At 56.8% G+C, this 24,471-nt stretch carries 22 protein-coding genes; 11 read left to right on the top strand and 11 right to left on the bottom strand.

Going from position 1 to position 24,471, the window contains the following annotated elements; genetic code table 11:
* Positions 1–62: 62 nt before the first annotated feature.
* From ydcK to SOM48_RS12860, 5 genes are all read left to right on the top strand, one after another.
* Positions 63–1,043, top strand: coding sequence for a YdcK family protein (gene ydcK / locus SOM48_RS12880; protein ID WP_139964719.1), 981 nt, complete (start codon positions 63–65; stop codon positions 1,041–1,043).
* 89 nt (positions 1,044–1,132) lie between these two features.
* On the top strand, positions 1,133–2,176 hold the full coding sequence (locus SOM48_RS12875) for a catalase family peroxidase (RefSeq protein WP_320512231.1): 1,044 nt from the start codon (positions 1,133–1,135) through the stop codon (positions 2,174–2,176).
* Positions 2,176–2,715, top strand: a complete 540-nt coding sequence (locus SOM48_RS12870) for a cytochrome b (protein ID WP_312478537.1) — start codon at positions 2,176–2,178, stop codon at positions 2,713–2,715. Before SOM48_RS12875 ends, SOM48_RS12870 begins: the two co-directional genes overlap by 1 nt.
* The gene (locus SOM48_RS12865; RefSeq protein ID WP_320512067.1) at positions 2,712–3,206 is read left to right on the top strand and encodes an RNA polymerase sigma factor; all 495 of its coding nucleotides are present in this window, start codon (positions 2,712–2,714) and stop codon (positions 3,204–3,206) included. The genes SOM48_RS12870 and SOM48_RS12865 overlap by 4 nt, the downstream gene beginning before the upstream one ends.
* Positions 3,203–3,949 carry an anti-sigma factor family protein gene (locus tag SOM48_RS12860; RefSeq protein ID WP_320512066.1) on the top strand — a complete coding sequence of 249 codons (747 nt, stop codon included), beginning with the start codon at positions 3,203–3,205 and terminating at the stop codon, positions 3,947–3,949. Before SOM48_RS12865 ends, SOM48_RS12860 begins: the two co-directional genes overlap by 4 nt.
* Before the next feature lie 3 nt (positions 3,950–3,952).
* Here SOM48_RS12860 and rimL read toward each other — a convergent pair whose 3' ends face one another.
* The 4 genes from rimL to hglS all read right to left on the bottom strand — a co-directional run bounded on the left by rimL (position 3,953) and on the right by hglS (position 9,333).
* Complete coding sequence (gene rimL, locus SOM48_RS12855; RefSeq protein WP_128482902.1) at positions 3,953–4,519, bottom strand: 50S ribosomal protein L7/L12-serine acetyltransferase; 567 nt, start codon at positions 4,517–4,519, stop codon at positions 3,953–3,955.
* A 47-nt stretch (positions 4,520–4,566) separates the two neighbouring features.
* A complete protein-coding gene (locus SOM48_RS12850) occupies positions 4,567–6,222 on the bottom strand; it encodes a glucan biosynthesis protein D (protein WP_054803623.1) in 1,656 nt (551 codons plus the stop codon).
* A 216-nt stretch (positions 6,223–6,438) separates the two neighbouring features.
* The gene (locus SOM48_RS12845) at positions 6,439–7,947 is read right to left on the bottom strand and encodes a carboxylesterase/lipase family protein (protein WP_320512064.1); all 1,509 of its coding nucleotides are present in this window, start codon (positions 7,945–7,947) and stop codon (positions 6,439–6,441) included.
* 42 nt (positions 7,948–7,989) lie between these two features.
* On the bottom strand, positions 7,990–9,333 hold the full coding sequence (gene hglS, locus SOM48_RS12840) for a 2-oxoadipate dioxygenase/decarboxylase HglS (protein ID WP_139568177.1): 1,344 nt from the start codon (positions 9,331–9,333) through the stop codon (positions 7,990–7,992).
* Positions 9,334–9,634: 301 nt separating this feature from the next.
* Between hglS and SOM48_RS12835 the strand changes: the two genes are divergently transcribed.
* From SOM48_RS12835 to SOM48_RS12825, 3 genes are all read left to right on the top strand, one after another.
* The gene (locus tag SOM48_RS12835) at positions 9,635–10,558 is read left to right on the top strand and encodes a LysR substrate-binding domain-containing protein (RefSeq protein WP_042713059.1); all 924 of its coding nucleotides are present in this window, start codon (positions 9,635–9,637) and stop codon (positions 10,556–10,558) included.
* Positions 10,559–10,705: 147 nt separating this feature from the next.
* Positions 10,706–11,398, top strand: a complete 693-nt coding sequence (locus SOM48_RS12830) for a DUF2076 domain-containing protein (protein ID WP_320512063.1) — start codon at positions 10,706–10,708, stop codon at positions 11,396–11,398.
* A 236-nt stretch (positions 11,399–11,634) separates the two neighbouring features.
* The gene (locus SOM48_RS12825) at positions 11,635–12,603 is read left to right on the top strand and encodes a YiiG family protein (RefSeq protein WP_270220954.1); all 969 of its coding nucleotides are present in this window, start codon (positions 11,635–11,637) and stop codon (positions 12,601–12,603) included.
* Positions 12,604–12,682: 79 nt separating this feature from the next.
* Here the strand turns inward: SOM48_RS12825 and SOM48_RS12820 are convergent, their stop codons facing one another.
* The 3 genes from SOM48_RS12820 to SOM48_RS12810 all read right to left on the bottom strand — a co-directional run bounded on the left by SOM48_RS12820 (position 12,683) and on the right by SOM48_RS12810 (position 15,952).
* On the bottom strand, positions 12,683–14,374 hold the full coding sequence (locus tag SOM48_RS12820) for a methyl-accepting chemotaxis protein (RefSeq protein ID WP_320512062.1): 1,692 nt from the start codon (positions 14,372–14,374) through the stop codon (positions 12,683–12,685).
* Positions 14,375–14,526: 152 nt separating this feature from the next.
* Entirely contained in the window at positions 14,527–15,645 is a 1,119-nt protein-coding gene (locus SOM48_RS12815; protein WP_023478640.1) for an S-(hydroxymethyl)glutathione dehydrogenase/class III alcohol dehydrogenase, read from the bottom strand.
* Positions 15,646–15,676: 31 nt separating this feature from the next.
* Positions 15,677–15,952, bottom strand: a complete 276-nt coding sequence (locus SOM48_RS12810; protein WP_023478742.1) for a metal/formaldehyde-sensitive transcriptional repressor — start codon at positions 15,950–15,952, stop codon at positions 15,677–15,679.
* 430 nt (positions 15,953–16,382) lie between these two features.
* On the opposite strand from SOM48_RS12810, the gene SOM48_RS12805 reads away from it, so the two are divergent.
* Complete coding sequence (locus tag SOM48_RS12805; protein WP_320512061.1) at positions 16,383–16,724, top strand: anti-adapter protein iraM; 342 nt, start codon at positions 16,383–16,385, stop codon at positions 16,722–16,724.
* An 89-nt stretch (positions 16,725–16,813) separates the two neighbouring features.
* Here the strand turns inward: SOM48_RS12805 and SOM48_RS12800 are convergent, their stop codons facing one another.
* Together SOM48_RS12800 and cybB are read right to left on the bottom strand one after the other, a co-directional pair.
* The gene (locus SOM48_RS12800) at positions 16,814–18,139 is read right to left on the bottom strand and encodes an MFS transporter (protein ID WP_076769880.1); all 1,326 of its coding nucleotides are present in this window, start codon (positions 18,137–18,139) and stop codon (positions 16,814–16,816) included.
* Positions 18,140–18,360: 221 nt separating this feature from the next.
* Entirely contained in the window at positions 18,361–18,894 is a 534-nt protein-coding gene (gene cybB, locus SOM48_RS12795) for a cytochrome b561 (protein ID WP_139568180.1), read from the bottom strand.
* A gap of 170 nt (positions 18,895–19,064) precedes the next feature.
* On the opposite strand from cybB, the gene SOM48_RS12790 reads away from it, so the two are divergent.
* Positions 19,065–19,991: an alpha/beta hydrolase gene (locus tag SOM48_RS12790; protein ID WP_320512060.1), complete on the top strand. Its 927-nt coding sequence runs from the start codon at positions 19,065–19,067 to the stop codon at positions 19,989–19,991.
* A gap of 31 nt (positions 19,992–20,022) precedes the next feature.
* On the opposite strand, the gene aldA is transcribed toward SOM48_RS12790, so the two are convergent.
* Both aldA and SOM48_RS12780 read right to left on the bottom strand, forming a co-directional pair.
* On the bottom strand, positions 20,023–21,462 hold the full coding sequence (gene aldA / locus SOM48_RS12785) for an aldehyde dehydrogenase (RefSeq protein ID WP_312478564.1): 1,440 nt from the start codon (positions 21,460–21,462) through the stop codon (positions 20,023–20,025).
* Positions 21,463–21,661: 199 nt separating this feature from the next.
* On the bottom strand, positions 21,662–22,462 hold the full coding sequence (locus SOM48_RS12780; protein ID WP_320512059.1) for a YdcF family protein: 801 nt from the start codon (positions 22,460–22,462) through the stop codon (positions 21,662–21,664).
* 333 nt (positions 22,463–22,795) lie between these two features.
* Here SOM48_RS12780 and SOM48_RS12775 point away from each other — a divergent pair, with 333 nt between their 5' ends.
* Positions 22,796–24,448, top strand: coding sequence for an MFS transporter (locus SOM48_RS12775; protein WP_076769882.1), 1,653 nt, complete (start codon positions 22,796–22,798; stop codon positions 24,446–24,448).
* Positions 24,449–24,471: the final 23 nt, after the last annotated feature.

Here is a 24,471-nt window from a genome sequence, read left to right as displayed (position 1 = left end):
CGTTGATAGCCAGCGCGCAAATATTTGCTACGGTTAAGTAAGAACATCCGGAGAAGATAAGCATGAGCAAATACCGCCTCAGTGATGAGACGCGCCTCTTCAGTTACCCGCTCGGCGGCGAGAAAAAGAGCGTCGCGCTGCGCCAGATAATCGCCCTGCGCGATTTTAATGATGTCACCGCCGGCAGCGCGGGCGGCTGGGTTGATGATGAACAGGTGCTCGATCAGGCAGGGAATTGCTGGATATACGACGAAAACAGCATGGTGTTCGATGGTTGCCGCATCCGCGGTAACGCGCGTATTACGGGATCGTGCGTCATCTGCCTGAATGTAGAAATCAGTGATAACGCCTGGGTAGATGGCTGCGAGCTAAGCCATGGCGCGATTTTACGTGACAACGTCACGGTGAAATCCTCCACCGTGCGCGGCGTCTGCCAGCTACGCGGTGAGGCGCGCATTCTTAGCGGTTGCGATATCATCGCCGCGCGCGGATTAACCCAGGAGCGCGAACAGGTGCTGCAGATTTACGATCGCGCGACGGTCAGCCACTCGCGGGTGGTTCACCAGGCACAAATCTATGGTGATGCGACCGTCAGTTACGCCTTTATTGAGCACCGCGCCGAGGTGTTCGATTTTGCCCTACTCGACGGGAATGAAATTAACGATGTCTGGGTGTGCGACTGCGCGAAAGTCTATGGGCACGCCCGGGTGATTGCCGGACGCCAGGAGGATGAGATCCCGACCCTTCGCTACAGTGCGCAGGTGGCGGAAAATGCCCGCGTCGAAGGCAATTGTGTGCTGAAACATCACGTATTAGTTGGCGGCAATGCGCAACTGCGCGGCGGGCCACTACAGCTCGATGAAAAGGTGGTGATTCAGGGCAATGCGCGTATTGAAGGGAATGTGCTTATCGCCCATGAGGTGGAGATTGCCGACAATGCTGTGATCATCGCCGCTGAGAGTGACAGCCTGCTGCTGCGCGGCCCGAAAGTGGTCAACGGCGATCAACACATCACCCGCACGCCGCTGGTCGGTTCGCTCTGACAGCCACCCATAAATTTATTTTCATCCGCCGGGAATAAAGCGCCGCGCCCTTCGTCTTATCTGCTCACTATCAGCAGGATGAGCGAATGATGAACAACACTCCTTTAACCTCCACGCAGCTAACGGTGCGCCTCGCGCTGGTTGGCCTGCTGCCGCTTCTGGTTATGCTGCTGTTTCTTTGGGGCGGCGGCTGGCTGACGCCCGAGCGGCTCACCTCAGACAAACTCGTTAACGCGTTACAGCAGTCCGGCGGTGAGCATCCCGGTTTTCGCCGCAACCACGCCAAAGGGATTTGTGTCAGCGGCGAGTTTATCTCCAGCGGCAAGGCCAGCACGCTTTCGCGCGCCGCGCTGTTTGCGCCGGGAAGCACGCCGGTGATTGGTCGTTTTGCCATTGCGGGCGGCAACCCCGCCGCGCCAGATTACGCCGTGCCGGTGCGTAGCCTGGCGCTGGCATTTGAACTCCCGGACGGCGAGCAGTGGCGCACCGGCATGAACGCGATGCCCTTTTTCCCGGTGCGCGGCGTCGACGGTTTTTATGATATGCAGCTGGCAACGCGCGCCGATCCCGCCACCGGCAAACCTGACCCGGCAAAGGTAAAAGCGTTTCTTGAGAAGCACCCGGAAGCCGCGCCTTTTCTCGCATGGGCAAAAGCGAACGTGCCCTCCAGCAGCTGGGCCAGTGACCGCTTTAACAGCCTAAATGCCTTTCGCATGATCGACAAAACTGGCAACGAGCAGCTGGTTCGCTGGAGCATGGTGCCGCAGACGCCTTATCAACCCATCAGCGCAGAGCAGAAGCAGGATAAAAACTTTTTACAGCGCGATCTGCGCCAGCGCCTCGATCAGGCCCCGCTGAAGTGGGATTTGGTCATTACCGTCGCCAACGCGCAGGATGACGGCAGCGATGCCTCGCGGGCCTGGCCTGCCGGGCGGCAAACGATCAATGCCGGTACGCTGGTGCTGAACCGCGCCGTTGAGCAGGCGCAGGGTGACTGCAATGACATCAATTACGATCCGCTGATCCTGCCGGACGGTATCGCCGCCTCGAACGACCCGCTGCTGAATGCCCGTTCATCCGCGTATGCCAAATCCTACAACCTTCGCACCCGCGAACAAGCCGGAGCCCACTGATGAAACAGGTCGCTTATTTCCACCCGCTGCTGCGCGCGGTTCACTGGCTGATGGCCGCCGCCATTATTGCAATGCTGTTTATCGGCGTCGTGATGGTCTCTACGGTCTCCTCCCTGCACAGCCTGCTGGTGACGATCCATAAACCGCTGGGTTTGATGATCCTTCTGCTGGCGCTGGTGCGTTTGTGGTTACGCTTCTATACCGCCACACCACCGTTGCCTGCCTCGCTGCCGGTCTGGCAACGCGCGATGGCGCATCTTTCGCACTGGGCGCTCTATGCGATGATGCTGGCACAACCGTTAATTGGCTGGGCGATGCTCTCGGCGGCCGGTTATCCGGTGACGCTCGGCGGTGGATTCGTGCTGCCACCGATAGCCCCGGTGAATAATGACTGGTATGCGCTGCTGCGTCCGTTGCATTCTGTGGTGGCGCTGGCGCTGTTTGTCACCGTAATGGTGCACCTCGCCGCCGCACTGCTGCATGCACTGGTGCTGCGCGATGGGGTGTTTGAGAGCATGTCGGGAAGCCGCAGACGATGAACGATGATGAAATCCGCGAGGTGATGCCGCATCTCTACCGCTTTGCCCTGTGGCTGGCGCGTAACCCGCACACCGCGGAGGATCTGGTGCAAAGCTGCCTGGCGAAAGCCCTGACGCGGCAGCGTGATAGCGAGCAGAGCCTGCGCGCCTGGCTCTTCACCATTCTCTATCGTCAGTTTGTCGATGGTGAGCGGCGGCGCAAACGCTACCTGAAAGTGCTCGCCTTTTTCATCGGCGAAGAGCCTGGCGGTTTTACCGCCGAGTCGCTGGCTATCGCCGATGATACGCTTGCCCTCTTTGCCACGCTGCCGACGGAGTATCGCGCCGTGCTGCTGCTGGTGAGCGTTGAAGGGCTGAGTTATAAAGAGGTGGCGCAAACCCTCGACATTCCGCCCGGCACGGTGATGTCACGCCTGTCACGGGCGCGCAAAATGCTGCATGAAAAACTGGAAGGCCAGCCAACGCCGTTAGCGTTAAGGAGATTGAAATGACGTTGCCACCGGATGAACACGATCTGCACGCCTGGCTTGATGGCGAGACCGATGAGGCGACCTCAGCGCGCATTGAACACTTTCTGGCGCAAAACCCGCAGGCCGCCCGCGAGGTTGCAGGCTGGCGGCAGGATGCGCAGCGCCTGCGCCAGGCAATGGATCGCCATACCGCTACGCTTGAGATGCCGGAACCCCGTGTGCTGCGCCGCCAGCAGCGCCAGCTACGGCAGTGGAAACTGGCAACGGCCTTCGCGCTGGTAATGGCGCTCGGTGTTGGCGGTTTTACCGGCTGGCAGCTGAAAGAGTCTCAGATGGTGCTGGCTCACGCGCCGATGGAGGACGCAGTGCAGGCCTACAAACTGTTTGATAACACCGCTATCACCCCGATGGATGTGGCGACGACGCAGCAAACGGAGCTGACTCACTGGGTCGGGCGCTACTTTATCAACGGCAACCAGCCGCCAAATCTGGAGCAGTATGGCTTTACGCTGGTCGGCGCAAGGCTTGTTGCCACGGCGCAGGGCCCGGCGGCGCTGATTATGTATCAGGATCCGCGCGGCACGCGGGTTGGCTGGTATATCCGCCCCTTAAGCCCGGGGAAATTACCCCACGGCGAGCGTAAGGCCGAGGATGTGATGACGCAGTACTGGAGCGACGACCACTATAACTATGCGCTGGTTACGCCGCTGAACTCCCCGGCGGTCAACGGGCTTAGAAAAGCGGTTTCGCAGGCGAACAGCTAAGGCTTATTCATCATTGAGCGTGACGATTTTGCCCCAGATATTCTGATCGTCGAAGCGGCCATTGAGGAACTCCGCCTCTCTCTGGCAGCCTTCGAGGGTGAAGCCGTTACGCTCCGCGACGCGGTTACTGGCCTCGTTGTCGACCCGGCATTTGATAACAAAGCGACGGATATCGCCGCGTTCGGCATAAAAGCGCATCATCGCCTGCATCGCGCGGGACAATATACCCTGCCCCTGCGCCGCTTCATCCAGCCAGTAGCCGATGTAGGCCGCTTTGTTGGTCGGCTCGATAGCGTTGAGAGAGAGCACGCCGACCAGCACGTGATCGCGCAGGATCAGGAACATCTTCGCGTAACCGCGTTGGTGTAACAGCCGGTTGCTCTGGGCGGTTTTACGGGTGGTCTCAATAGACGTGACATACTGCGGCCAGTCGAGATAGCGCTGTAAGCTGTCGCGGTTTTTGACAATCAACTGGTGAAGATCGTGAACAAAGCACTCATCAATCATTTCGAGCGTGAGTTGCTCGTCAACCTTAATCACCGCATCCGGGCAAGTCGGTTCCTGTAACATCGTTCCTCCTGAAAAACATCGCCCCCATTCGGGGGCGATTAAAAAGCTTAGCGCATGATGCGGTCGTCTACGTAGTTCCGCTTCTCCGGCGCGGGTGGGAAGTATTGATAGAGCCAGGTTTCGCTGATCGCCTCGCCCTGGCAGCGCAGGAACATGCGCATCTCTACTGGGTCGGTCGACGCATTGGTCGGATACCAGTCGAACTGAATGCGATAACCGTCAAACGGCTCGACGTAGAGGATCTCTACCTGTTTCGCTTCCCCGTTTGAGAGCGTAATCACCGGCTCAATCCCTTTCGGCGCGGCGGCTTTCAGATCGCCGCCGACAAAATCGATGGCGAAACGACGCGCCCACTTCTCCGGATAGTGCTCGCCCGGTGCCCAGCCTTCCGGGAAACCGCCCATGCCGGTCCGCGTCGCATAGACGTTTGCCAGCGGTGAGCGCACCGGCGGCTGCGCGCTCCAGTAGAGGCGATACTCAAAGGCAAGCTCGTCTCCGGCTTTAATCGGTTTTTCCGGCTGCCAGAAGCAGACTACGTTATCCAGCGTTTCGCCAGTGGTCGGGATCTCCATCAGGCTCACCGCGCCTTTGCCCCACTTATTGCGCGGCTCCACCCACAGGCTCGGGCGTTTGTTGTACCAGCCCATCACATCCTGATAGTGGCTGAAATCCCGGTCGAGCTGCAGCAGGCCGAAGCCTTTCGGATTCTCATCCTGGAAAGCATTGAATTGCAGCTTCTGCGGGTTATTCAGCGGGCGACAGATCCACTCGCCGTTGCCGCGCCACATCGCCAGGCGGTCGGAGTCGTGGATCTGCGGATGGATGGTGTCGCAGACGCGGCGCTCGTTATTGCCGCAGCTGAACATGCTGGTCATCGGCGCGATGCCCAGCTGCTTGATCGCCTTACGGGCATAGAGGCGGTTGTCCACCTCCATAATCACCTGACTCTTCTCGCAGTGGATGACGAACTTATACGCGCCGGTCAGGCTGGCGCTGTCGAGCAGCGCATAGACGGTAAAGGTGGTGTCGCCCGGCTTTGCCGTTTCGAACCAGAAGGAGGTGAAGTCCGGGAACTCTTCCGGCGTATCGGTAAAGGTATCAATCGCCACGCCGCGCGCGGAGAGGCCGTACTGGAAGGTGTCATCTACCGCGCGGAAATAGCTCGCGCCAAGGAAAGAGACAACGTCGCGGCGTGCCAGTTCCGGGGCTTTAAAGGCACGGAAACCGGCAAAGCCGAGATCGCTCTGCCCTTCAAGCTGTTTGGTGTCAACACCCGCGTCGTGGTAGTTGAACAACTCCGGGCGGAAGTGAATTTCACGCGCCTGATGAGTCCCCTGATCCAGCGAGAACATGCGTACGCGGCGGCGAAAACCCATGCCGACATGGAAGAACTGCACATCCAGCTGGCGGCCTTCAACGTTATTCCATAACGAGTGCTGCGCATCATACTGAATGCTGTTATAGGCTTGCGGCGTCAGGTTAGCCAGCGTCGGCGGCAGCGCTTTCGGCGCGCCTCCCCATGGCTGTTCGGCCAGATCGTGCGCCATGGATTGCAGCACGGAGAAGTCGAAACGGCGGCTTTGACCATCGGCAATATCGGTCTGCGCTGCAGATGCCGCTCGCGAAAAGAGCGAGGCAACGCCAGTGGTGCCGTAAGTTGCCGCGAGGGCCATGGATGCTTGAATAAATCGTCTGCGGTTCATGCCTGGTAACACGTCCTTCTGGTCGTAAAATGGCATTTCGCGATATCGCGAAACAGCGGCAAAAGCGTATGACTGATGAAGGCACCACTCTAGACAAAATTCATTGAGAATCCAATTGTTGGCCGTTGATTATCTGAGCAAATCGCGAAATTTTCCTAGGCTTTAGGAGCAGCCTGAAAAATGCGTAAAGTTGTGTATGAACATGTTGCACTGCGCTCAATCGAGATTGACATGATGGCGCATCACGCGGCGAAAGAAGCTTAACCGCGCGCGCATAAAGCGCTTCTCCAGCCGAAAACCAGCTTGCTTATTGATGCCGATGCGCAGCAGGCGATCGCGCCCGCCGGTGCAGGCTTCCCACAATACCGGGCCGGGCAAGTACGTGGTTTCGCGTCCGGCATGGGTGGCAAAATGGACCCAGTAATCGGCGACCTGGGCGGCGAAGGCGAGATCGCGCTCATTGACATAATCACATGACGGCTCCGACAGGCGCAGGTTGTCGAACACATAGGGCACGTCATTCCCGTGCCAGGCGCCGTTGATATAGGTGTCGTGCATCGCTTCGGCGACGTAATCGAACCAGTAACGCCAGCAGGGCTGGTTCACCTGCTGCTGCGCCTGCATCACCACCAGACCAAGGGTAGTAAACGCCATATCGCGGCACACCTGGCGGCCCAATTCTGTGTCGCCGCGCACGCCCGGATAGAGCAGCCGGATAATCCCCAGCCCGAAACGCTGCTTGCGGCGCAACTCGCCGATTTTCCCTGCCAGATCGACGCCAAACTCCGCCATCACACTCGCTTCATCGCTGTTCGAACCAACGATCACCGGCATCGGGTGCTGACGACCGGCAAAGAAGGTATCAAGCGCCGGTTCCGGCAGCACGAAATCGCCCGCGATAGGAACAGGATCGATTTTAAACGGGGTATCGAGCGGCCAGAACGCCTCCGCCGGGATCGCTCGCAGCTGTTCCGTGCTGGCATTTTCCAGGCCAAAGTGCGCCGCAATCGCTTCGCCTTTTGCCAGCGCAGCCTTACGCGGCGTATCCGGTAAGGTGTAGTTGCTCTGTATGATCGCTTTATGGAATAGCCCTTTTGCCAGCGGCGAAGCCATGAGTGACATCACGCTGCGCGCCCCGGCCGATTCGCCAAACAGCGTCACATTGTCGGCATCCCCGCCGAACGCGGCGATATTTTCCTGAACCCACTGCAAGGCGGCGATTTGGTCAAGCAAAGCAAAGTTGTAGATGCGCTCTCGTGCCTCTGCCTCCAGCGCCGGATGGGCAAAGAAGCCAAGATGACCGAGACGATAATTGACGGTAACCAGCACAACGCCGCGCGCTGCCAGCGCTTTGCCATCATAAGGCGGTAATCCGCCTGCGCCGATGGCAAAGCCGCCGCCGTGCAGCCAGACCATCACCGGTTTTTTTTGTGGCGCAGAAACAGGCGACCAGACGTTGAGATAGAGACAATCTTCCGAAAAGGTGCCGGGATCGCCACCGCCGAGCAGGCGGCAGAACTCTTTATTTTGCCAGCTTGAGGCGGAAAAACGCGTCGCGTCGCGCACGCCCTGCCAGGACTCAACCGGCTGCGGCGCACGCCAGCGCAGATCGCCCGTGGGCGGCGCGGCAAAGGGAATGCCGCGCCAGACGTCAATTCCCTCTTCGCGACACCCCATGACGCTGCCCTGTCGGGTATTCACAATTGGGGTTGATGCATTTTCCATAATCATATCCAGAACATATTGAATTCTGGCAGATTACCGTTTTTACAGCAGACCGCAACGGCGTTTGCTGCGCTCTTCAGCCTGTTGATAGAGGGCAAACTCATCGAGCACCGGGCAGCCGAGTGCGGCTTCAAACTGCTGCTGGCTGGCGTTGCCGTGGCTGCGCGCCTGGGTGGCATTGCCGAGATTGGACTGAAAAATCCCGGCGGCGCTGACGGGAAGGAAATCTTCATAGATGATGGGCTGCGCGACGACCCAACCGCGCTCAATCAGCGGCTGCGGATCGTCACCGGGGCGAATCGCCTGGCGGTGCGCCTCCCCGGTCGGCGTCAGGCGGTAGCGGAACCACGCCAGCCCCTGCTTGCGCAGCAGCATCTCGCTGTCAGGAAACGCTTTAAACACCTCCTGCAAATGGAGCTGATGCGTGAGGTTATCTTTGCCTGTCCCTGCACTGTTCAGCAGCCGGTCGTACAGTTCACGCCCTTTCGGTGTCAGCGCGACGCCGCGCTGTTCAATCTCGCCAAAGCGCGCCGTGTGGGTGCCGTGATGCTCGCCGCTGAACAGCACCGGCTCATCAAGGGCTTTGAAACTGGTCTGGCGCAGCAGAATCGGCACTTCGCGGCGCGGCGGCCCTTCAATCAGGATTTTTGGCTCAATGCCATACTCCGGCATCAGCGCCTGCACCCGGTCGATATCAAGCGTGCGCGGGGTTAAGTGGTTGATATGGCAGCCAGGGAAACAGACCACATCGGCAATTAAGCGATGTTCGTCATGCAGCGCCTGATAGGTTTTTTCATCGACGGTGGCATGGCGATGCCAGCGAAACGTCTCCAGCGCCTCTTTGACAAACAGCTCAGCCTGCTGGGCGGTAAAGCCACCGTTCAGCTCATGCACTTCAATAAGTTGCCGACAGGCTGGCGTGAAGATGTCGCGCTTCGCCAGGATCGCGGCCGCACGATCGCGCAGCGTCTCGTTTTCAATCAACTCCAGGCGTAACAGCGAGGTGAAGATACGAAACGGATTGCGTGAGAGAGCCTCATCATCAATTGGGCGAAATGCGGTGGAGTGAACCGGCACGCCGGCCTGGGAGAGGTCATAATAGCTGACCGGGAACATCCCCATAATGGCAAACATGCGCCGCAGGGTTGAGAGCTCCTCCGCGCTACCGACGCGGATCGCGCCGTGGCGTTCAACGTTCAGCCTGGCAAGCTCATCGGCGTTCACCAGCTGTTCGTGAAGACGTGGATTGTGTTCCAGTACAGCCAGGTTCACATCAGCCACAAGCTCCAGCAAGGTGCCATACTGCGGGACTTCCTGCTGGTACATGGCCGACATCGCCTGCGAAAATTGTTCCCTGATCTCATCTGCCGTGATGCTGTACGTCATAGTCTTCTCTCTCCACGCTGTTATCTCTGGAGTGTAGAGAAGGCTGCCCGCGCCCGTGCGGGGAAATTTACAAAGTGTGATCGTGGCAAAAAACGCGCCTGTTCCGCTCGTAATCGAACATAACGAAAGATTATGGAACGCAGCGCCGACTAAACCCTGGAAACATGCTGGTTTCGTCACATTGCGGGCAGAATGTGTTTGTAACTCAAAAGGATTGGATGTTAATAATATTTTGCAAACTAGTTATCAAAATTAAACAAACCTGCGAGCCACCATCGCCACTCGGTTTTAACATTATCTTATGGAAAAAAACGCTCTCTTTTCACAGCGCATCCGACTGCGCCACCTGCATACTTTCGTCGCGGTCGCGCAACAAGGAACATTGGGTCGCGCTGCCGAAACCCTTAACCTGAGCCAGCCTGCTCTCTCAAAGACCTTAAATGAGCTTGAACAGCTTACCGGCAAACGGCTGTTTGAGCGTGGACGCATGGGCGCGCAGCTTACCCACGTTGGTGAGCAGTTTTTAAGCCATGCGGTGCGGGTGCTGGACGCGGTCAATATTGCCGGACAGTCGTTAAGCGATCAGGAAGAGAAAAATTGTGAGTTGATTCGCGTCGGCGCGCTGCCGACAGCGGCGCTGGGTATTTTACCGGCGGTAATTGGCCAGCTGCACAAGCAGCAACCGGACATCACCATTCAGGTGGCGACGGCCAATAACCCGATGCTGCTGGCCGGGCTGAAGACCGGCGAGCTGGATGTCGGTATCGGGCGCATGTCCGATCCAGACCTGATGTGCGGTTTACACTATGAGCTACTTTTCCTGGAGTCGCTTAAACTGGTGGTACGCCCGCGTCACCCGCTGTTGCAGAGCACCGTCACCCTGAGCCGGGTGCTGGAGTGGCCGGTAGTCGTACTGCCGCAAGGCACGGTGCCGCGACAGAACGCCGAAGAACTGCTCGCCAGCCAGAACTGCACGTTGCCGACCGGCTGTATTGAAACCCTTTCAGCCTCTCTTTCGCGACAGCTGACCGTCGAGTATGACTATGTCTGGTTTGTTCCATCCGGGGCGGTGAAAGACGATCTGCGCCTCGGCTCCCTCGTTGCGCTGCCTATTCCGCCGCTGGGCATCGGCGATCCGATTGGTATTATCACCCGCGTCGACGCCCCGCTCTCTCCGGCGGTGCTCACCTTAATCAGCTATATCCGTAAAACGCTGCCCGATTGATGCTTCACTGTTTCGAATCTGCTGTGTGACAGCCTTGTTTACCTTTACCTGAAACCAATCTTAAACAAACATTTCAGCACGAGGACGCCAGCGAAAGGCGCTGATAGACTCAAAGGTACTCACGACAGCAAGAGGAAGATCATTGTTATGCAATATGATGAACAGCAGCTTATCAATGGGCTTTTTCAGCGCCTGAAACAGGCTGAGCAACAAAACGGCCAGCGCGATGCGCAAGCCGAGCGCCAGATCGCCGAACTGGTCAAACAGCAGCCGGCTGCGCCCTACTATATGGCGCAATCGATGCTGATCCAGGAAGCGGCATTAAAACGCATGCAGGCGCGCGTGCAGGAGCTGGAAAGCCAGCTGGCACAGCAACAGAGCCAGCAGCCATCTGGCGGCGGGAGCTTCCTCAGCGGTCTGTTTGGCGGCAATAAAAACCAGCCTGTTCAGCCCGCGCAAAACTGGGGCGCCCCCCCGGTCCAGCAGCAACCGCAGCAGTATGCCTCACCGGCACCCACCGCGTCGCGCGGCAGCGGGTTTATGGCGGGTGCACTGCAAACCGCCGCGGGCGTGGCGGGCGGTGTGGTGATCGCCGATATGCTGACCAGTATGTTTCACCACTCCCAGCCGCAAGAGATCGTGAATATCATCGAGGAGCCCGCGGCTGCCGCAGGCGACGCCACGCAAAACGATGCCTTTAATTCCGATGCATTTAATAACGCTTCCGACACGCACTTTCTCGACAATAGCGATCCTTACCAGGCAGACAGCCCTGGCGATTATCAAAATGATGATTTCGGCAGTGACGATTTCAGTAACGATGACGATAGCTTTATTTAACCCTTAAATCACCTCCTGCGCCGGATAACACTGTGTTATCCGGCTCTTCGCTGCATCATGCATTGTCGTAAACGCAGGGCAGACAAGACACTTGCCTCGTTTTGCACCTCTTACCCCTCTCCCTACCAGATCCGGTAGTCTGCGCAAATTGCATCATATATTGATGCTACGCTACGCAGCACTCGCACCATGTGGGTTCAAAAAAACACCATCATATGCTGAATATGGAGAAGGGAATGTTCGCAAAAACAATTGCTCGATCGCTGGCGGTTGCCGCCTGCTTGTTTGCGCTGTCGGCGTGTGACGATAAAAAAGCAGATGAGCCTCAACAAGCCTCGCAAAGCTCGGCAGAACAAGCTGAGATCACAAAATATAACTCTTATATTGAGGCGGCTAATATGTCCTCCTCCTCATTTGGTGAGCAGCTGGAGCAGTATAAAAAATATATTGCTCCTGCCTTCTCCGGTGAAAAGTCGCGGAGCGATCTCTTCTTCCCCGGTTCTGACACCACCATCCCTCGCGTCAAGGATCTGTTAGATAAAGCCCACGCGATGGAGCCAGCGATGAAAGATCTTGATGACTCGGCCACTCGCTACAGCGAAGCGCTGGGGCAGGCTGAACCGGTTAACCGCGAACTCTATAACTACATCAACTCCAAAACCTATAAAAGCGACAACGGTGACAAAGGCCGCGAGCTGCAGCCGAAGTTTATTAGCGCAATGGAGAAACTGGTTGTTGCGCAGGCAGATTTCCTAAATGCCATTGATAAAAAAGACCGCGAGCGTATTAAAGCCGAATACGAGAAAACGCCGAAAGATACCGCTGCTTACTACCGCATCGGCTCTATCTACTACCTGAAAGAGAGCATGGATGCCGCCAGTGGCTTTATTAATGGCGAAGGTTTAGGCGATAAGAAAGACGCCTTTAAGAAATCCCTCGATCAGTTCAACGACGCGCTGACTGCGTATGATGCCAAAATGCGTGAGAGCAATAAAAAAGGGTGTTCAAGCCTGATCTTCACCGCTAACTCCTATCTCTCTACTGGTCGTGATGTCATTAGTCATACCGAAGATGGCACCTACGAAAAAGAGGCGAATGAGCCGAAGCAGTTCCACATGATGCAATCTACACAGGGAAATGATGTTCGCGATCTGATGCAGCATTACAACAACGTCATCAACGCGATCAATATTGGCACCTGCTAAGTTACTGCGTGCCTTAACGACAAAATAAAAGAGGCCGGATTATCCGGCCTCTTTTTTTATCTCAACGTCTATCCCAACGTCAGAAAGTTTCCCAGTTATCGCCGCTCGCCAGTGCCGGGCGCTGCGGGGTAAAAGGTTTTGCCGTCGGCGTGGCGCTGCTCTGGCGCTGCGCCTCGACGCCGTTCAGCCGGAATGCCCCGACCGCCTGGGTCAGACGTGCCGCCTGCTCTTCCAGCGAGGTGGCTGCGGCGGTAGCTTCTTCAACCAGCGAGGCGTTCTGTTGCGTCACATTGTCCATTTCGGTGATCGCCTGGCTTACCTGCGTGATGCCTTTGCTCTGCTCATCCGATGCGGCGGCAATCTCCAGCATGATGTCGGTAACGCGTTTAACGGCAGTCACGATCTCATCCATCGTTTCCCCGGCGGAAACCACTTCGCCGGAGCCCTGCTCAATCAGGCTGACGGACTCGCTGATCAACGCTTCGATCTCTTTCGCCGCCTGAGCACTGCGGCTTGCCAAAGTACGCACTTCGCTGGCAACGACGGCAAAGCCGCGCCCCTGCTCACCGGCACGCGCAGCTTCCACTGCGGCGTTGAGCGCCAGAATATTGGTCTGGAAGGCAATGCTGTTAATCACGGCGGTAATTTCAGAGATTTTGCGCGAACTGGTGGTGATATTACCCATGGTCTGCACGACCCCGGAGACAATCTGGCCACCTTTCGTCGCTTTACCCGACGCGTCGCGCGCCAGTCCACTGGCGTGATGCGCGTTATCCGCGTTCTGCTTCACGGTCGCGGTAAGCTGCTCCATGCTGGCGGCGGTCTCTTCAATCGCTGCCGCTTGCTGCTCGGTACGCGAAGAGAGATCGGTGTTACCTGCGGAGATTTCGCTGGTCCCGCGGTAGATCTCTTCAGCACCCTGGCGCACGGTTGCGACGGTAGTAACCAGAGAGTGCTGCATCGCCTGCAGATCGTGGCTCAGACGCCCAATTTCGCTGCGGCCTGTCAGTTCGTCCGGCAGCGTCAGATCGCCGGAGGCGATACGTGAAATACGCTGGGCGGCGCGCTGCAACGGATTAATGACCACACGACGCAGTACGGTAAAGGTGATGATGGTCAGCACCAGCGCAAAAGCAAACGCGGCGGCCATAAAGATCAGGCCAAGCTGCGTGCGGCTGTGGGCTTCCTCTTTCAGGTGCTGCGCGCGTTCGGTGCGGATCTCAATCGCTTTCAACAATACGGCGTTGTAGGCATCATCCAGCTGGCGCGCCTGCTCGCTTTCATGGTTGATAATCGCTTCAAACATGCCGTTTTTGGCATATTTCAGCATCGGCTGCAGCCCGGCAGTGTAGGCGTCAAAACGGGCAGTGAGATCGTTATCCAGCGTCAGGTCGGCCTCGGTTTTCACCGGGCGATCCATATATTGTTTAAAGTTTTCCTGCGACTGTTTAATGCGTTTTTCCGCTTCGGCGATGTTGGTTTTCACATCCTCCATTTCGGCGATACGGCTTGCAGCACCTGCGTGAATCAATTTAATTCGGGCGACGCGAAGGTTGTTGGAGCTGTTAGATAATCCCATGCGCACCTGGATCTCCTGCGTCACATCCTGCTGGTCGCGGTCGGCTTGCATCAGGAAGTAACCCGCTAATCCGGAACTTAAGGCAAATAGCACCAAAATGCCGGAGAGGATAAAGGAAAATAGGGGAACCAGGCGAATATTGTGCATAAAACCAATGCCTTGTGTTTGTTGCATTGCTGCTTTGTTATCCATGGCGTCGACTCTCGTATTAGTCTGCTAAGTACAAAGGAATGATATATAGGCATCGGCAATAATTGGATTTTTCTTATGGTGAAAAGCGCAACGGCGGTCACAGATTTGGAGTTTGGTTGCGCCAGCGGAGAGCCCGCTGGCGCGAAGGGAGATTACTTTTCGCCGAAATGGATCACGGTGCGGATCGATTTGCCTTCATGCATCAGATCGAAGGCTTCGTTAATTTTGTCCAGCGGCAGACGATGAGTAATGAATGGGTCGAGACGGATTTTGCCCGCCATTGCATCTTCCACCATACCCGGCAACTGGCTGCGTCCTTTAACGCCGCCAAATGCAGAACCGCGCCATACGCGACCGGTGACTAGCTGGAACGGACGGGTGCTGATCTCCTGACCTGCGCCCGCCACACCGATAATGACACTTTCGCCCCAGCCTTTATGGCAGCACTCAAGCGCTGCGCGCATAACGTTGACGTTGCCGATACATTCAAAGCTGTAGTCAACGCCACCATCGGTCATTTCCACAATCACTTCCTGAATCGGGCGATCGTGATCTTTCGGGTTGATAAAGTCGGTCGCGCCCATCTCTTTCGCCAGCGCGAATTTATCCGGGTTGGTATCAATTGCCAGGATGCGGCCCGCTTTTGCCTGTACCGCGCCCTGAATGGCCGCAAGCCCGATACCGCCGAGACCAAAGATGGCAACCGTATCGCCCTCTTTCACTTTCGCCGTATTGTGCACCGCGCCAATACCGGTGGTAACGCCGCAACCCAGCAGGCAGACCTTATCCAATGGCGCTTCTTCATTGACCTTCGCCAGAGAGATCTCTGCACAGACGGTATATTCGCTGAAGGTGCTGGTACCCATGTAGTGATAAATCGGCTCACCGTTATAGGAGAAACGGGTGGTGCCGTCCGGCATCAGACCTTTACCCTGCGTGGCGCGCACGGCCTGGCAAAGGTTGGTTTTGCCCGATTTACAGAATTTGCACTCGCCGCACTCGGCGGTGTACAGCGGAATAACATGGTCGCCCGGTTTCAGGCTGGTGACGCCCTCGCCCACTTCCACAACGATACCGCCGCCTTCATGGCCGAGCACCGCCGGGAAAACGCCTTCCGGATCGTCACCAGAGAGGGTAAAGGCATCGGTATGGCAAACACCGGTGTGCGTAATGCGTACCAGCACTTCCCCTTTTTTGGGTGGCGCAACGTCGATTTCGACAATCTTGAGGGGTTGGCCTGGCCCGAAGGCTACAGCTGCACGTGATTTCATCTCGCTTTCCTTTTTATATATACGGTGTTGCTTATTTTAGATAAGAGCGCAGAAGATGGCCGACTTCTGCCATCCGCACTGCACGTTGATCGGCGGTAGTCTCGCCGGCGACCAGCTCATCTTTCAGGTGAATTTCAACCATTTCGCCCATCAGGCCATTGGCTGCGCCGCGCACGGCGGCGATTTGTTGCAAAATTGCGATGCAGGGTTCGCCGTTTTCCAGCGCCCGCTCCAGCGCGTCAACCTGGCCGCGAATACGCCGCACCCGCGTCAGCACGCGTTTTTTATCTTCAGGTGAATGGGGCATAGAACCTCCTGGATACTATAGGGGGGTATGGTAACGCAGTGGCGATGGTCATGCAAACGAACGTTTAAGGCGAGAAAACGAGTATGGCTGTAAAAGCGCCAGAGCGGTAAATTGTGTTAATTATCCTGCTCGTCGGTGGATGCACTGAGGGATTAATTATGAATTGATACCTCGCTAGCATCACAAAAGATAATAGTTAAAAGTGACTTTTCGCCTGCCAGTAAAAATAACCATATATTAACTCAGGTTATTAATTTCACAGAACACTGTTCCCGTTAGCATGTTTCAGCGCACAACTTAGCGTAAAAATTTTTAAATATTATTCTCGTTTAGCATATTGAACTTAAATTAACGTTTCGCTTAGGTTCTTTCTATATTGTTTGCTAAGATTCTTCCTGGCGAATGAGTAGATATTATGTAAGGAAGATGTATGCGCTGGAATATTACGGATATGTTAGTTTCCCCTGCCACAGGTACGGCATTTGCTTTAGCCAGGACACAGCAGGACAAAGCGGTGATCGTCTGGTACCGGGGCCACTATTTCCTGCGCCCGGGAAATATATTAGTTACTGATTCAAAAGGGATTATCATAGACGGCAGAATGCATGAATTCAGAGTTATCCATACCATGCCCTATTTCCCAACCATCTGGAAAACTTTAAAATATAGTTGCTCATGTCCAGGGAATGATAATATTTCTTTACGCGAATGTGATAAACAAAACGAATGCTTATTTCCGCTGTGCCCCTATGGGATAAAACTTTCCACCTAGGCGCTTTCGCAGCGGATATATTATATTTCACAGCGAGAATATATCGATCATTTTATAACCCGGCGAGATAATCCCCACCGGGCATTATTTTAACGTTTTAAAGGTTGTCCGGCCGTTTCACGGGCGCGCATCACTGTGATGAAGGTGATTAACGCAGCCCCCATGACGTAGAAGGCAGGCGAAAACTTATCGCCTGTCGACGTGATAAGCCACGCGGAGAACCACGGCGTGATGCCGCCAAAGAAAGCGACGGCAAAGTTATAGGCAATCGACAGGCCGCCGTAGCGCACGTTGGTTGGAAAAAGCTCCGCCATCGCCGCAGTGCATGCGCCGTCAAAGGCCGCGATAAACGCGCCGAGCATCACCATCGCCAGCACCGCTGAGAGGACATCGCCATTGGCCATGATCATCATCGCCGGGTAGCTCAGCAGAATAAACCCCGCACAACCCGCCAGCATCAACGGCTTACGGCCGTACTTGTCAGAGAGATAACCCATAAACGGCACCAGCACCGCAACGGAGAAGAGGCCAATAGTGGTGATGGCGTAAGCGTTTAATTTACTGAAATGAAGCTCCGTGGCGAGATAGCTCGGCATAAACGTTTGTAGCGTCCAGTGCCCCACCGCTTTGATCACCACAAACCCGACACAGAAGAGCAGCGCGCGCCAGGCGGTGGTTACCGCTTTGCGCAGCGGCGCGGTTTCAATCTGCCCGCTTTTCATCGCCTCAAGAAATTCCGGCGAATCTTCCAGATGCCTGCGCAGATAGAGCCCCACCCAGCCGAGCGGCCCGGCGATCAGGAAAGGGATGCGCCAGCCCCAGTCGTTCATGGTGCTCTCGCCGAGCGCCGCAGTGAGCAGAAACACCAGCCCGGAGCCGACGACGAATGCCATAAAACCAAAGTTGTCGATCCAGCAGGTGAAATAGCCGCGTCTGGCGGTCGGGGCGTACTCTGCCAGATACGTTGTGGCGCCCGAGCTTTCGCCGCCTGCGGCAAAGCCCTGCACCAGGCGGGTAATGACCAGCAGTACCGTGGCGGTGATCCCAATCTGGTGATAGGTCGGCAGCAATCCCATCACAAAAGTTGCCCCCGAGGTGAGCAAAATCACCGTCGCCAGCACCTTCTGCCGCCCTTTGCGATCGCCCAGCGAGCCGAAGAATAGCCCACCGAGCGGGCGCATGATAAACCCGGCGCCAAACACCGCGAAAGATGAGAGCAGCGCAACGCTGGGACTGGAGGATTGAAAAAATTGCAGACCGATAATTGCCGCCAGCGTGCCGTAGAGACCGAAATCGAACCACTCCACAAAATGCCCGATGCCGGTGGCAAGCAGAACTTTACGTAATTTGCGCGATCCGCCGGCCTGCGCATCGGCAGCCACCCGGTCGAGTGATTCCTGTACTGGCTGTGTCATTTGCCTCTCCCGCTCTCGATAGTGTTTCTATAATAGATATACTATCTACACTGCTTGTTCGAATTTCGCCCACAGGCGATGATAGAAAATGTGATTTCTCCCCAGCTTTTTCTTACAAAAATCAGGCGGGATCACAGCATTCTGGGGCAAGTTACGCAAAAACGGGTAAGAAATTTCGCAGGATGTGCAGCCCGGTCACGGATGTCACCGGGCAGAAGGCGTTATCGTTCGCGCTTTTTCGGCATCATACGCAGCAGCGTATTGTCCTTGAAGAAGTAATGGTGCAGCAGTGCGGCAGCGGCATGCAGACCAACAATAAAGTAACCGAGCGTGGCGAGAAGCTCATGGTACTCCTTGAGCGTGTCGACCAGATCGAAATTAGCCTCGGCGGCGTGGGGCATCGGCAGGCCGAATGCGATCCACGGGCCGCCGCGGTTGTACATCATCAGCAGGCCCAGCAGCGGCAAGGCGATAAACAGCAGATAAATCGCCAGATGCCCGAGGTGCGCCAGCCCGGTCATCATTGCGGAGGGTTTGGGCGCAATAGGCGGTGCCGGATGTTTTAGCCTTACCAGCAGCCGCGCAACCATCAGTACGAGAACAGAGATACCGCATGAGACATGGACGATATTGAAATATGGCCGGTAACTGCGCGGCGCAAACCCGCGAAACTCCATGGCGCAGTATGCGCCGACGACCAGCAGCACCACCAACCAGTGGATGGCGATCTGCGGGCCGGAATAGTTGCTACGCATAAGAAACCCCTGAAAGAACGAGCCGGCCTTCAACATAACGGGGTTTCCTTAAAAATTCATTAACTTTTCTGTATCACTTTTCAGCCACTTAGCGCTTACGCAGCGCGTGTGGTTTGCGTAGTAAAACCCGACAACGAATAGTGAATAAGTACAAAACATAAGGAGCCTGTGTGGATAATCTGACGCCGCAAACACTACTGAGTTTGATGGAGGACGCCGTCGCGCGCGCCATCACGTTTCCCGTCTGGCCGCAGGGCGAAGCGCCCGGTGCGAAGGTCAGCCCGGTCCAATTTCAGCTGGAAACAGAGCATACCGGCCCCTCGCCGTTCGATCGCTCGGTGACGGGCGTGCGGGCACCGGAAATCACCGTTTATGCGCCACAGCACCCTAACGGCATTGGCATTCTGGTTACGCCCGGCGGCTCTTATCGCCGCGTGGTGCTGGATAAAGAGGGCAGCGCCCTCGCCCCTTTCTTTAATGCACGCGGTTATACCCTGTTTGTGATGACCTACCGCTTCCCCGGCGATGACCATGCCGAGGGAGCAGACGCGCCCCTGGCAGATGTGCAGCGGGCAATGCGCCTTATCCGCGCGCAGGCGGATCGCTGGCAGCTTGACGGCGACAAACTTGGCGTGATGGGCTTTTCCGCTGGCGGCCATGCGGCAGCGAGTCTCGGCACACGTTACAACGATTCGGTCTATACGCCGCTGGATGCTATTGATGAGCAGAGCGCCCGCCCGGCGTTTATGGCGCTGATCTACCCGGTGATCACCATGCATGCCGATATTGATCATCCGATGTCGCGCCAGCAGCTGATTGGCGATACGCCCGATGAGGCCCAGATCCGCCGCTACTCCGCCGAGGAGCAGGTCAACAGCCAGACGCCGCCGACCTTTTTGCTGCATGCGGTCGACGACCCGGCGGTAAAAGTGGAAAACAGCGTGGTGATGTTCTCCGCACTGCGCCGCCTCGGCGTGCCGGTGGAGATGCATCTGTTTGAGCAGGGAAAACACGGGTTTGGTATTCGCGATGCGCTGGGCTTGCCGGTTGCCGTCTGGCCGGAGTTGATGATGGCGTGGATCGAAACCAAGGTGTGAAAACGCCCCCGCGACTGCGGGGGCAGGCTTGTCAGGATTGCAGGTAAACCACCTGGGTTTGCAGATATTCATTCAGGCCGTGGCGGCCATCCGCGCCGCCAATGCCGGATTTGCGCCAGCCGGCGTGGAAACCCTGCATCGCTTCAAAGTTCTCGCGGTTGATGTAGGTTTCGCCAAACTTCAGCCCGCGCACCGCTTTCATCGCCTGGTTGAGATCGCGGGTGTAGATCGAAGAAGTGAGGCCATAGTCGCTGTCATTGGCCATCGCCAGCGCTTCATCAAGCGTGTCGAACGCGACTACCGGTAGTACCGGGCCAAAGGTCTCCTCGTGCATAATCGCCATCTCTTGCTGCACATCCAGCAGCAGCGTCGGCGGATAGAAGTACCCTTTTCCTTCAACTTTTTCACCGCCAAGGGCAACCCGCGCCCCTTCCGCGACGGCGCGCGCCACCTTCTCCTCCACCCGCTGCAAAGCCGCAGCATTGATAAGCGGCCCCATCGCGATATCGCTGCGTTGCGCCGGATCGCCAAACTGCACCGCTTTCATCGCTTCGCCGAGGCGGTTGACGAAACGGTCGTAAATCCCCTTCTGCACATAGACACGCTCGGCACAGTTACACACCTGCCCGGTATTGATCACTCTTGAATCAACAATTGCTTTCACCGCCAGCTCAAGGTCGGCATCGTCGAGCACAATCGCTGGCGCTTTACCGCCCAGCTCCAGGCACACTTTGGTGATATTTTTCGCCGCCGCCGCCATGATCTTCTCCCCCGCGCCGACGCTGCCGGTCATGCTGACCATCGCCACCTTCGGGTTACCCGCAAGCTCCTGTCCGACGGTTTCGCCGCGCCCGAGCACCAGGTTGAAGACCCCTTTCGGTAAGCCAACCTGCTCAACGATGTTGGCAAAGGCGATAGCGTTACTCGGGGTAAATTCGCTGGGTTTGATCACAATGGTGTTGCCGGTGATAAGCGCGGGGGCCATTTTGCGGGCGATAAGGAAGAACGGGAAGTTCCACGGCAGAATGCCGGTGGTCACGCCCAGCGCGCGCTTGAAGACGAAGATATTCTCATTCGGGCGATCGCTCTGCAGGATTTCGCCTTCGTAACGGCGCGCCCACTCGGCCATATAGTCGATGTAATCGGCGGTGAAAGAGACTTCGACATCGGCGAGCTGCTGGATTTTGCCCCCTTCGGCGACAATCAGTGCGCTGATCTCGCTGGCTTTATCACGAATGCCGGCGGCGATTTTACGCAGCCAGCCGGCACGCTCAATGGCGGGCAGCGCTTCCCAGCCGGGCTGTGCCCGCTCGGCGGCCTCGATTGCTTTACGTGCATCTTCGGCGCGTCCGTCGGGAATACGCGCGAGAACCTCTTCCGTTGCCGGATTGATCACATCAAGCCAGCCTTCGCCCTGCCAGCTGACAAATTGCCCATCAATAAACATCGGGTGTTGTACGGGTGCTGTCATGATCTGCTCCTGTAATGGCATTGTTTTTAAAAAGCTAACGTGCTGTTAAAAATCTATCGCCGCAGCGGGCGATGCCGAGGCTCAGGAGCAACTTTTGTGAGGGAACGCAAAAAAGCGGCGGGAAAAGCGAATAAAAAATTATGCGTTTAGAGGATGGCGCTGCCCGTTTGCGCCACAGCTGACGCAAACGGGCATTGGCCTACAGCGCGCGCTGGGATAAGGCGTGGGTGAGCTGAGAATCAGCCTGTAGGGTTTGCCAGGCCTGCTCAATCTCCGGCGGGAACTCGATATGCGCCAGGTAATCGCGCCCGTTAGGGCCATAACCGTTCGCGTCATCCCGCAGGCGCGGCACTTCTCCCATCACTAGCGAAAGGTAACGCTCAACGGGCCATAACCCGCGTACGCGAGGCTGGAAAGCCAGCCCATCCGGCGTATTGATCAACCGTGGCGTAAAGCCCGGCCAGCTGAACCAGTGGGGGGCATTGGTACACTGCTGGCTGGCGCGGGCAAAGGTCGCCATCGTGCGCCGCTGCATGGTGGGGTCCTGAACGATCACCGCCGTTTTCGGCGCGATGTGCTGGCTTATCAACATATCGAGGCTGAAACGGGCATTCTCGCCGCTGTTGGTTGAGCGGTCTTCAATCAGTAGCTGGCTCTCATTAATTTTCCAGAACTGTCGGGCGATGTCGGCGAGAATAGCCGCTTCGCCGCGCCCGGTAGTACGAATCACGTTATAGCGCGGATGGCGGGCAATGGCTGAATAGAGGAATGTCGTTGAATGGCCCAAACCGCCGCTAATCAGCAGCGGTGTTTTTTGCGCCGCCGCCAGCCCGCAGGCCGCTTCAATGGTCGGAATAACGGCATTACCCGCCAGGATCACCACATCTGCCCGCACCGGGGACGGTTTGCCGGTGAAGTCATTTTGCGCTAGCCATTCACCGAGCCTATTAACGGCGGCAAGCGTCGGCTCAGGCAGAGCGGGAAATGTTGTTTTAAGCATGGAAACCTCCTTCACATTGCTGTCTCAAGCCTAACCGCACGCCGGCAGCTGAACAGAGGATCTCTCCTAATCGCGTTTTCACCGCCTCTGCACCGCACAAAAAGAACACTTTTCGTGACAACGTCACACATTAAATGACTATTTTTACTCGCTTCCCCTGCTGCGATGCAGCGCGTAATCTATATTTTTCTTATGCACTTGCATTGCATTTATGGGCGCACGTAGAATCGTTAGCCCCCTAACTATTCAGTAAGATTATCTTTAGGTCTTCATGCATAACCACACTCGCTCTTTTTCTGTGCCGTCTATCGTTACCCATGAGGTCAAAAAGTAATGTCTGAACCCAAACGCGACCCCTACGCGCCGCGTGAATGGGCCGCTCATGAAAAGCCGATGCTGCTCGGCTCACCCTCAACGCCCTGGCACAGCACGCCGCGGCGCATCGCCTATGGCATCGTCGGTTTGCTGGTCTCCATGACCGGCGCACTGGGTAATGCGATGGTGACGGCGAACCTGCAAAATTTGCAGGGCACTTTTGCCGCCTGGTCAACGGAGATCGCCTGGCTACCGGCGGTGTACGTGATGACCAACGTCTCCATCAACCTGCTGCTGGTAAAGTTTCGCCAGCAGTATGGCCTGCGGGCATTTACCGAAGGGTTTCTGGTGCTCTATGTGCTGGTCACCTTTTTCCACCTCTTTATTAATGACCTCAGCTCCGCGCTGTTTGTGCGCGGTGCTCATGGCATGGTGGCCGCCGCGCTCAGCTCGCTTGGGATCTACTACCAAATTCAGGCCTGGCCGGCGAAGCACCGGCTGAAAGCGCTGACCATCGGCATTACCGGTTCGACGCTGGCGATCCCGATTGCCCGCCTCTTCTCTACCGAACTGCTGCAACTCGACGAGTGGCGCGGGCTCTATCTCTTCGAGCTTGGGCTGGCGCTTATCTCGCTCGGCTGCGTGATAGCACTGAAGCTGCCGCCGGGCGACCGTAAAAAGGTGTTTGAGAAGAAGGATTTCATCACCTTCTTTCTGCTGGCACCCGGCATGGCGCTGCTCTGCGCGGTGCTCTCCCTCGGGCGTCTCGACTGGTGGTTTGAAACCCCATGGCTCGGCTGGGCGCTGGCCGGTGCGCTGGTGTTAATCGTCTCGGCGATTGTGTTTGAGCACAACCGAAAGAACCCGCTGCTCAACACCCGCTGGCTCTCCAGCGGCAGTATTGTGCGCCTCGGCCTGATTATGCTGCTGATCCGCATTGTGCTTGCCGAGCAGAACACCGGTGTTTTTGGCTGGTTGCAGTATGTTGGCCTGCAAAACGAACAGATGACCCGGCTGGCGTGGTCGATTCTGGCCGGGATTATCTGCGGGATTGTCGCCAGCTGCCTGACCATCAAACCGCAGCGCCTCGGCTGGCCTATTCTCACTGCGCTGGCGCTGATGATTATCGCCTCGCTGATGGATAGCCAGTCAACCAGCCTGACGCGCCCGGATCAGCTGATGATTAGCCAGTTCCTCTTCGGCTTTGCCAGCGCCTTTTTTATCGCGCCTGCGATGCTGGCCGGAATTGGCGGCGTCATTGCCGAACCGCGCAACCTGGTCAGCTTCTCGGTGCTGTTTGGCATGAGTCAGAATATCGGCGGGCTAATGGGCTCGGCGATCCTCGGCACCTTTCAGACGTGGCGCGAAAAGTACCACTCGAGCATGCTGGCGGATCAGCTCACCACCCTTAACCCGCTGGTCAATGAGCGCCTGCAACTCTATAGCCAGATGTACCAGAGCATGATCGGCGACAGCAGCCTGCTCAGCGTGCAGGCAGTCACACAGTTGCAGACCGCCTCGACGCTGCAGGCGACGATACTGGCTTATAACGACACTTATATGCTGACGGCGAGCGTCGCTGCCGCCACGCTATTATGGATTGTATGGCGCTTACTGCGCCTGCGTATTACCGCTCGTCTGGCCCTGAAACGGGCAACGGGTAACAAATAATAATGATGACATTACTGGAGTTC

The organism is Kosakonia sp. CFBP8986 (assembly GCF_034044935.1).
Taxonomy (GTDB): domain Bacteria; phylum Pseudomonadota; class Gammaproteobacteria; order Enterobacterales; family Enterobacteriaceae; genus Kosakonia; species Kosakonia cowanii.
The sequence above is the reverse complement of the archived record's forward strand: the minus strand, read 5'-3'. Positions and strand labels throughout refer to the sequence as shown.

Excerpts from the sequence above, each read along its gene's own strand:
- SOM48_RS12870 (WP_312478537.1), top strand. The coding sequence starts at position 2,176 with ATGAAACAGGTCGCTTATTTCCACCCGCTGCTGCGCGCGGTTCACTGG.
- SOM48_RS12810 (WP_023478742.1), bottom strand. The coding sequence starts at position 15,952 with ATGCCCCATTCACCTGAAGATAAAAAACGCGTGCTGACGCGGGTGCGG.
- SOM48_RS12875 (WP_320512231.1), top strand. The coding sequence starts at position 1,133 with ATGAACAACACTCCTTTAACCTCCACGCAGCTAACGGTGCGCCTCGCG.
- SOM48_RS12775 (WP_076769882.1), top strand. The coding sequence starts at position 22,796 with ATGTCTGAACCCAAACGCGACCCCTACGCGCCGCGTGAATGGGCCGCT.
- SOM48_RS12825 (WP_270220954.1), top strand. The coding sequence starts at position 11,635 with ATGTTCGCAAAAACAATTGCTCGATCGCTGGCGGTTGCCGCCTGCTTG.
- cybB (WP_139568180.1), bottom strand. The coding sequence starts at position 18,894 with ATGCGTAGCAACTATTCCGGCCCGCAGATCGCCATCCACTGGTTGGTG.
- SOM48_RS12845 (WP_320512064.1), bottom strand. The coding sequence starts at position 7,947 with ATGGAAAATGCATCAACCCCAATTGTGAATACCCGACAGGGCAGCGTC.
- SOM48_RS12780 (WP_320512059.1), bottom strand. The coding sequence starts at position 22,462 with ATGCTTAAAACAACATTTCCCGCTCTGCCTGAGCCGACGCTTGCCGCC.
- SOM48_RS12830 (WP_320512063.1), top strand. The coding sequence starts at position 10,706 with ATGCAATATGATGAACAGCAGCTTATCAATGGGCTTTTTCAGCGCCTG.
- SOM48_RS12805 (WP_320512061.1), top strand. The coding sequence starts at position 16,383 with ATGCGCTGGAATATTACGGATATGTTAGTTTCCCCTGCCACAGGTACG.
- rimL (WP_128482902.1), bottom strand. The coding sequence starts at position 4,519 with ATGTTACAGGAACCGACTTGCCCGGATGCGGTGATTAAGGTTGACGAG.
- SOM48_RS12800 (WP_076769880.1), bottom strand. The coding sequence starts at position 18,139 with ATGACACAGCCAGTACAGGAATCACTCGACCGGGTGGCTGCCGATGCG.
- SOM48_RS12850 (WP_054803623.1), bottom strand. The coding sequence starts at position 6,222 with ATGAACCGCAGACGATTTATTCAAGCATCCATGGCCCTCGCGGCAACT.
- SOM48_RS12865 (WP_320512067.1), top strand. The coding sequence starts at position 2,712 with ATGAACGATGATGAAATCCGCGAGGTGATGCCGCATCTCTACCGCTTT.
- aldA (WP_312478564.1), bottom strand. The coding sequence starts at position 21,462 with ATGACAGCACCCGTACAACACCCGATGTTTATTGATGGGCAATTTGTC.
- SOM48_RS12835 (WP_042713059.1), top strand. The coding sequence starts at position 9,635 with ATGGAAAAAAACGCTCTCTTTTCACAGCGCATCCGACTGCGCCACCTG.
- SOM48_RS12860 (WP_320512066.1), top strand. The coding sequence starts at position 3,203 with ATGACGTTGCCACCGGATGAACACGATCTGCACGCCTGGCTTGATGGC.
- hglS (WP_139568177.1), bottom strand. The coding sequence starts at position 9,333 with ATGACGTACAGCATCACGGCAGATGAGATCAGGGAACAATTTTCGCAG.
- ydcK (WP_139964719.1), top strand. The coding sequence starts at position 63 with ATGAGCAAATACCGCCTCAGTGATGAGACGCGCCTCTTCAGTTACCCG.
- SOM48_RS12815 (WP_023478640.1), bottom strand. The coding sequence starts at position 15,645 with ATGAAATCACGTGCAGCTGTAGCCTTCGGGCCAGGCCAACCCCTCAAG.
- SOM48_RS12820 (WP_320512062.1), bottom strand. The coding sequence starts at position 14,374 with ATGGATAACAAAGCAGCAATGCAACAAACACAAGGCATTGGTTTTATG.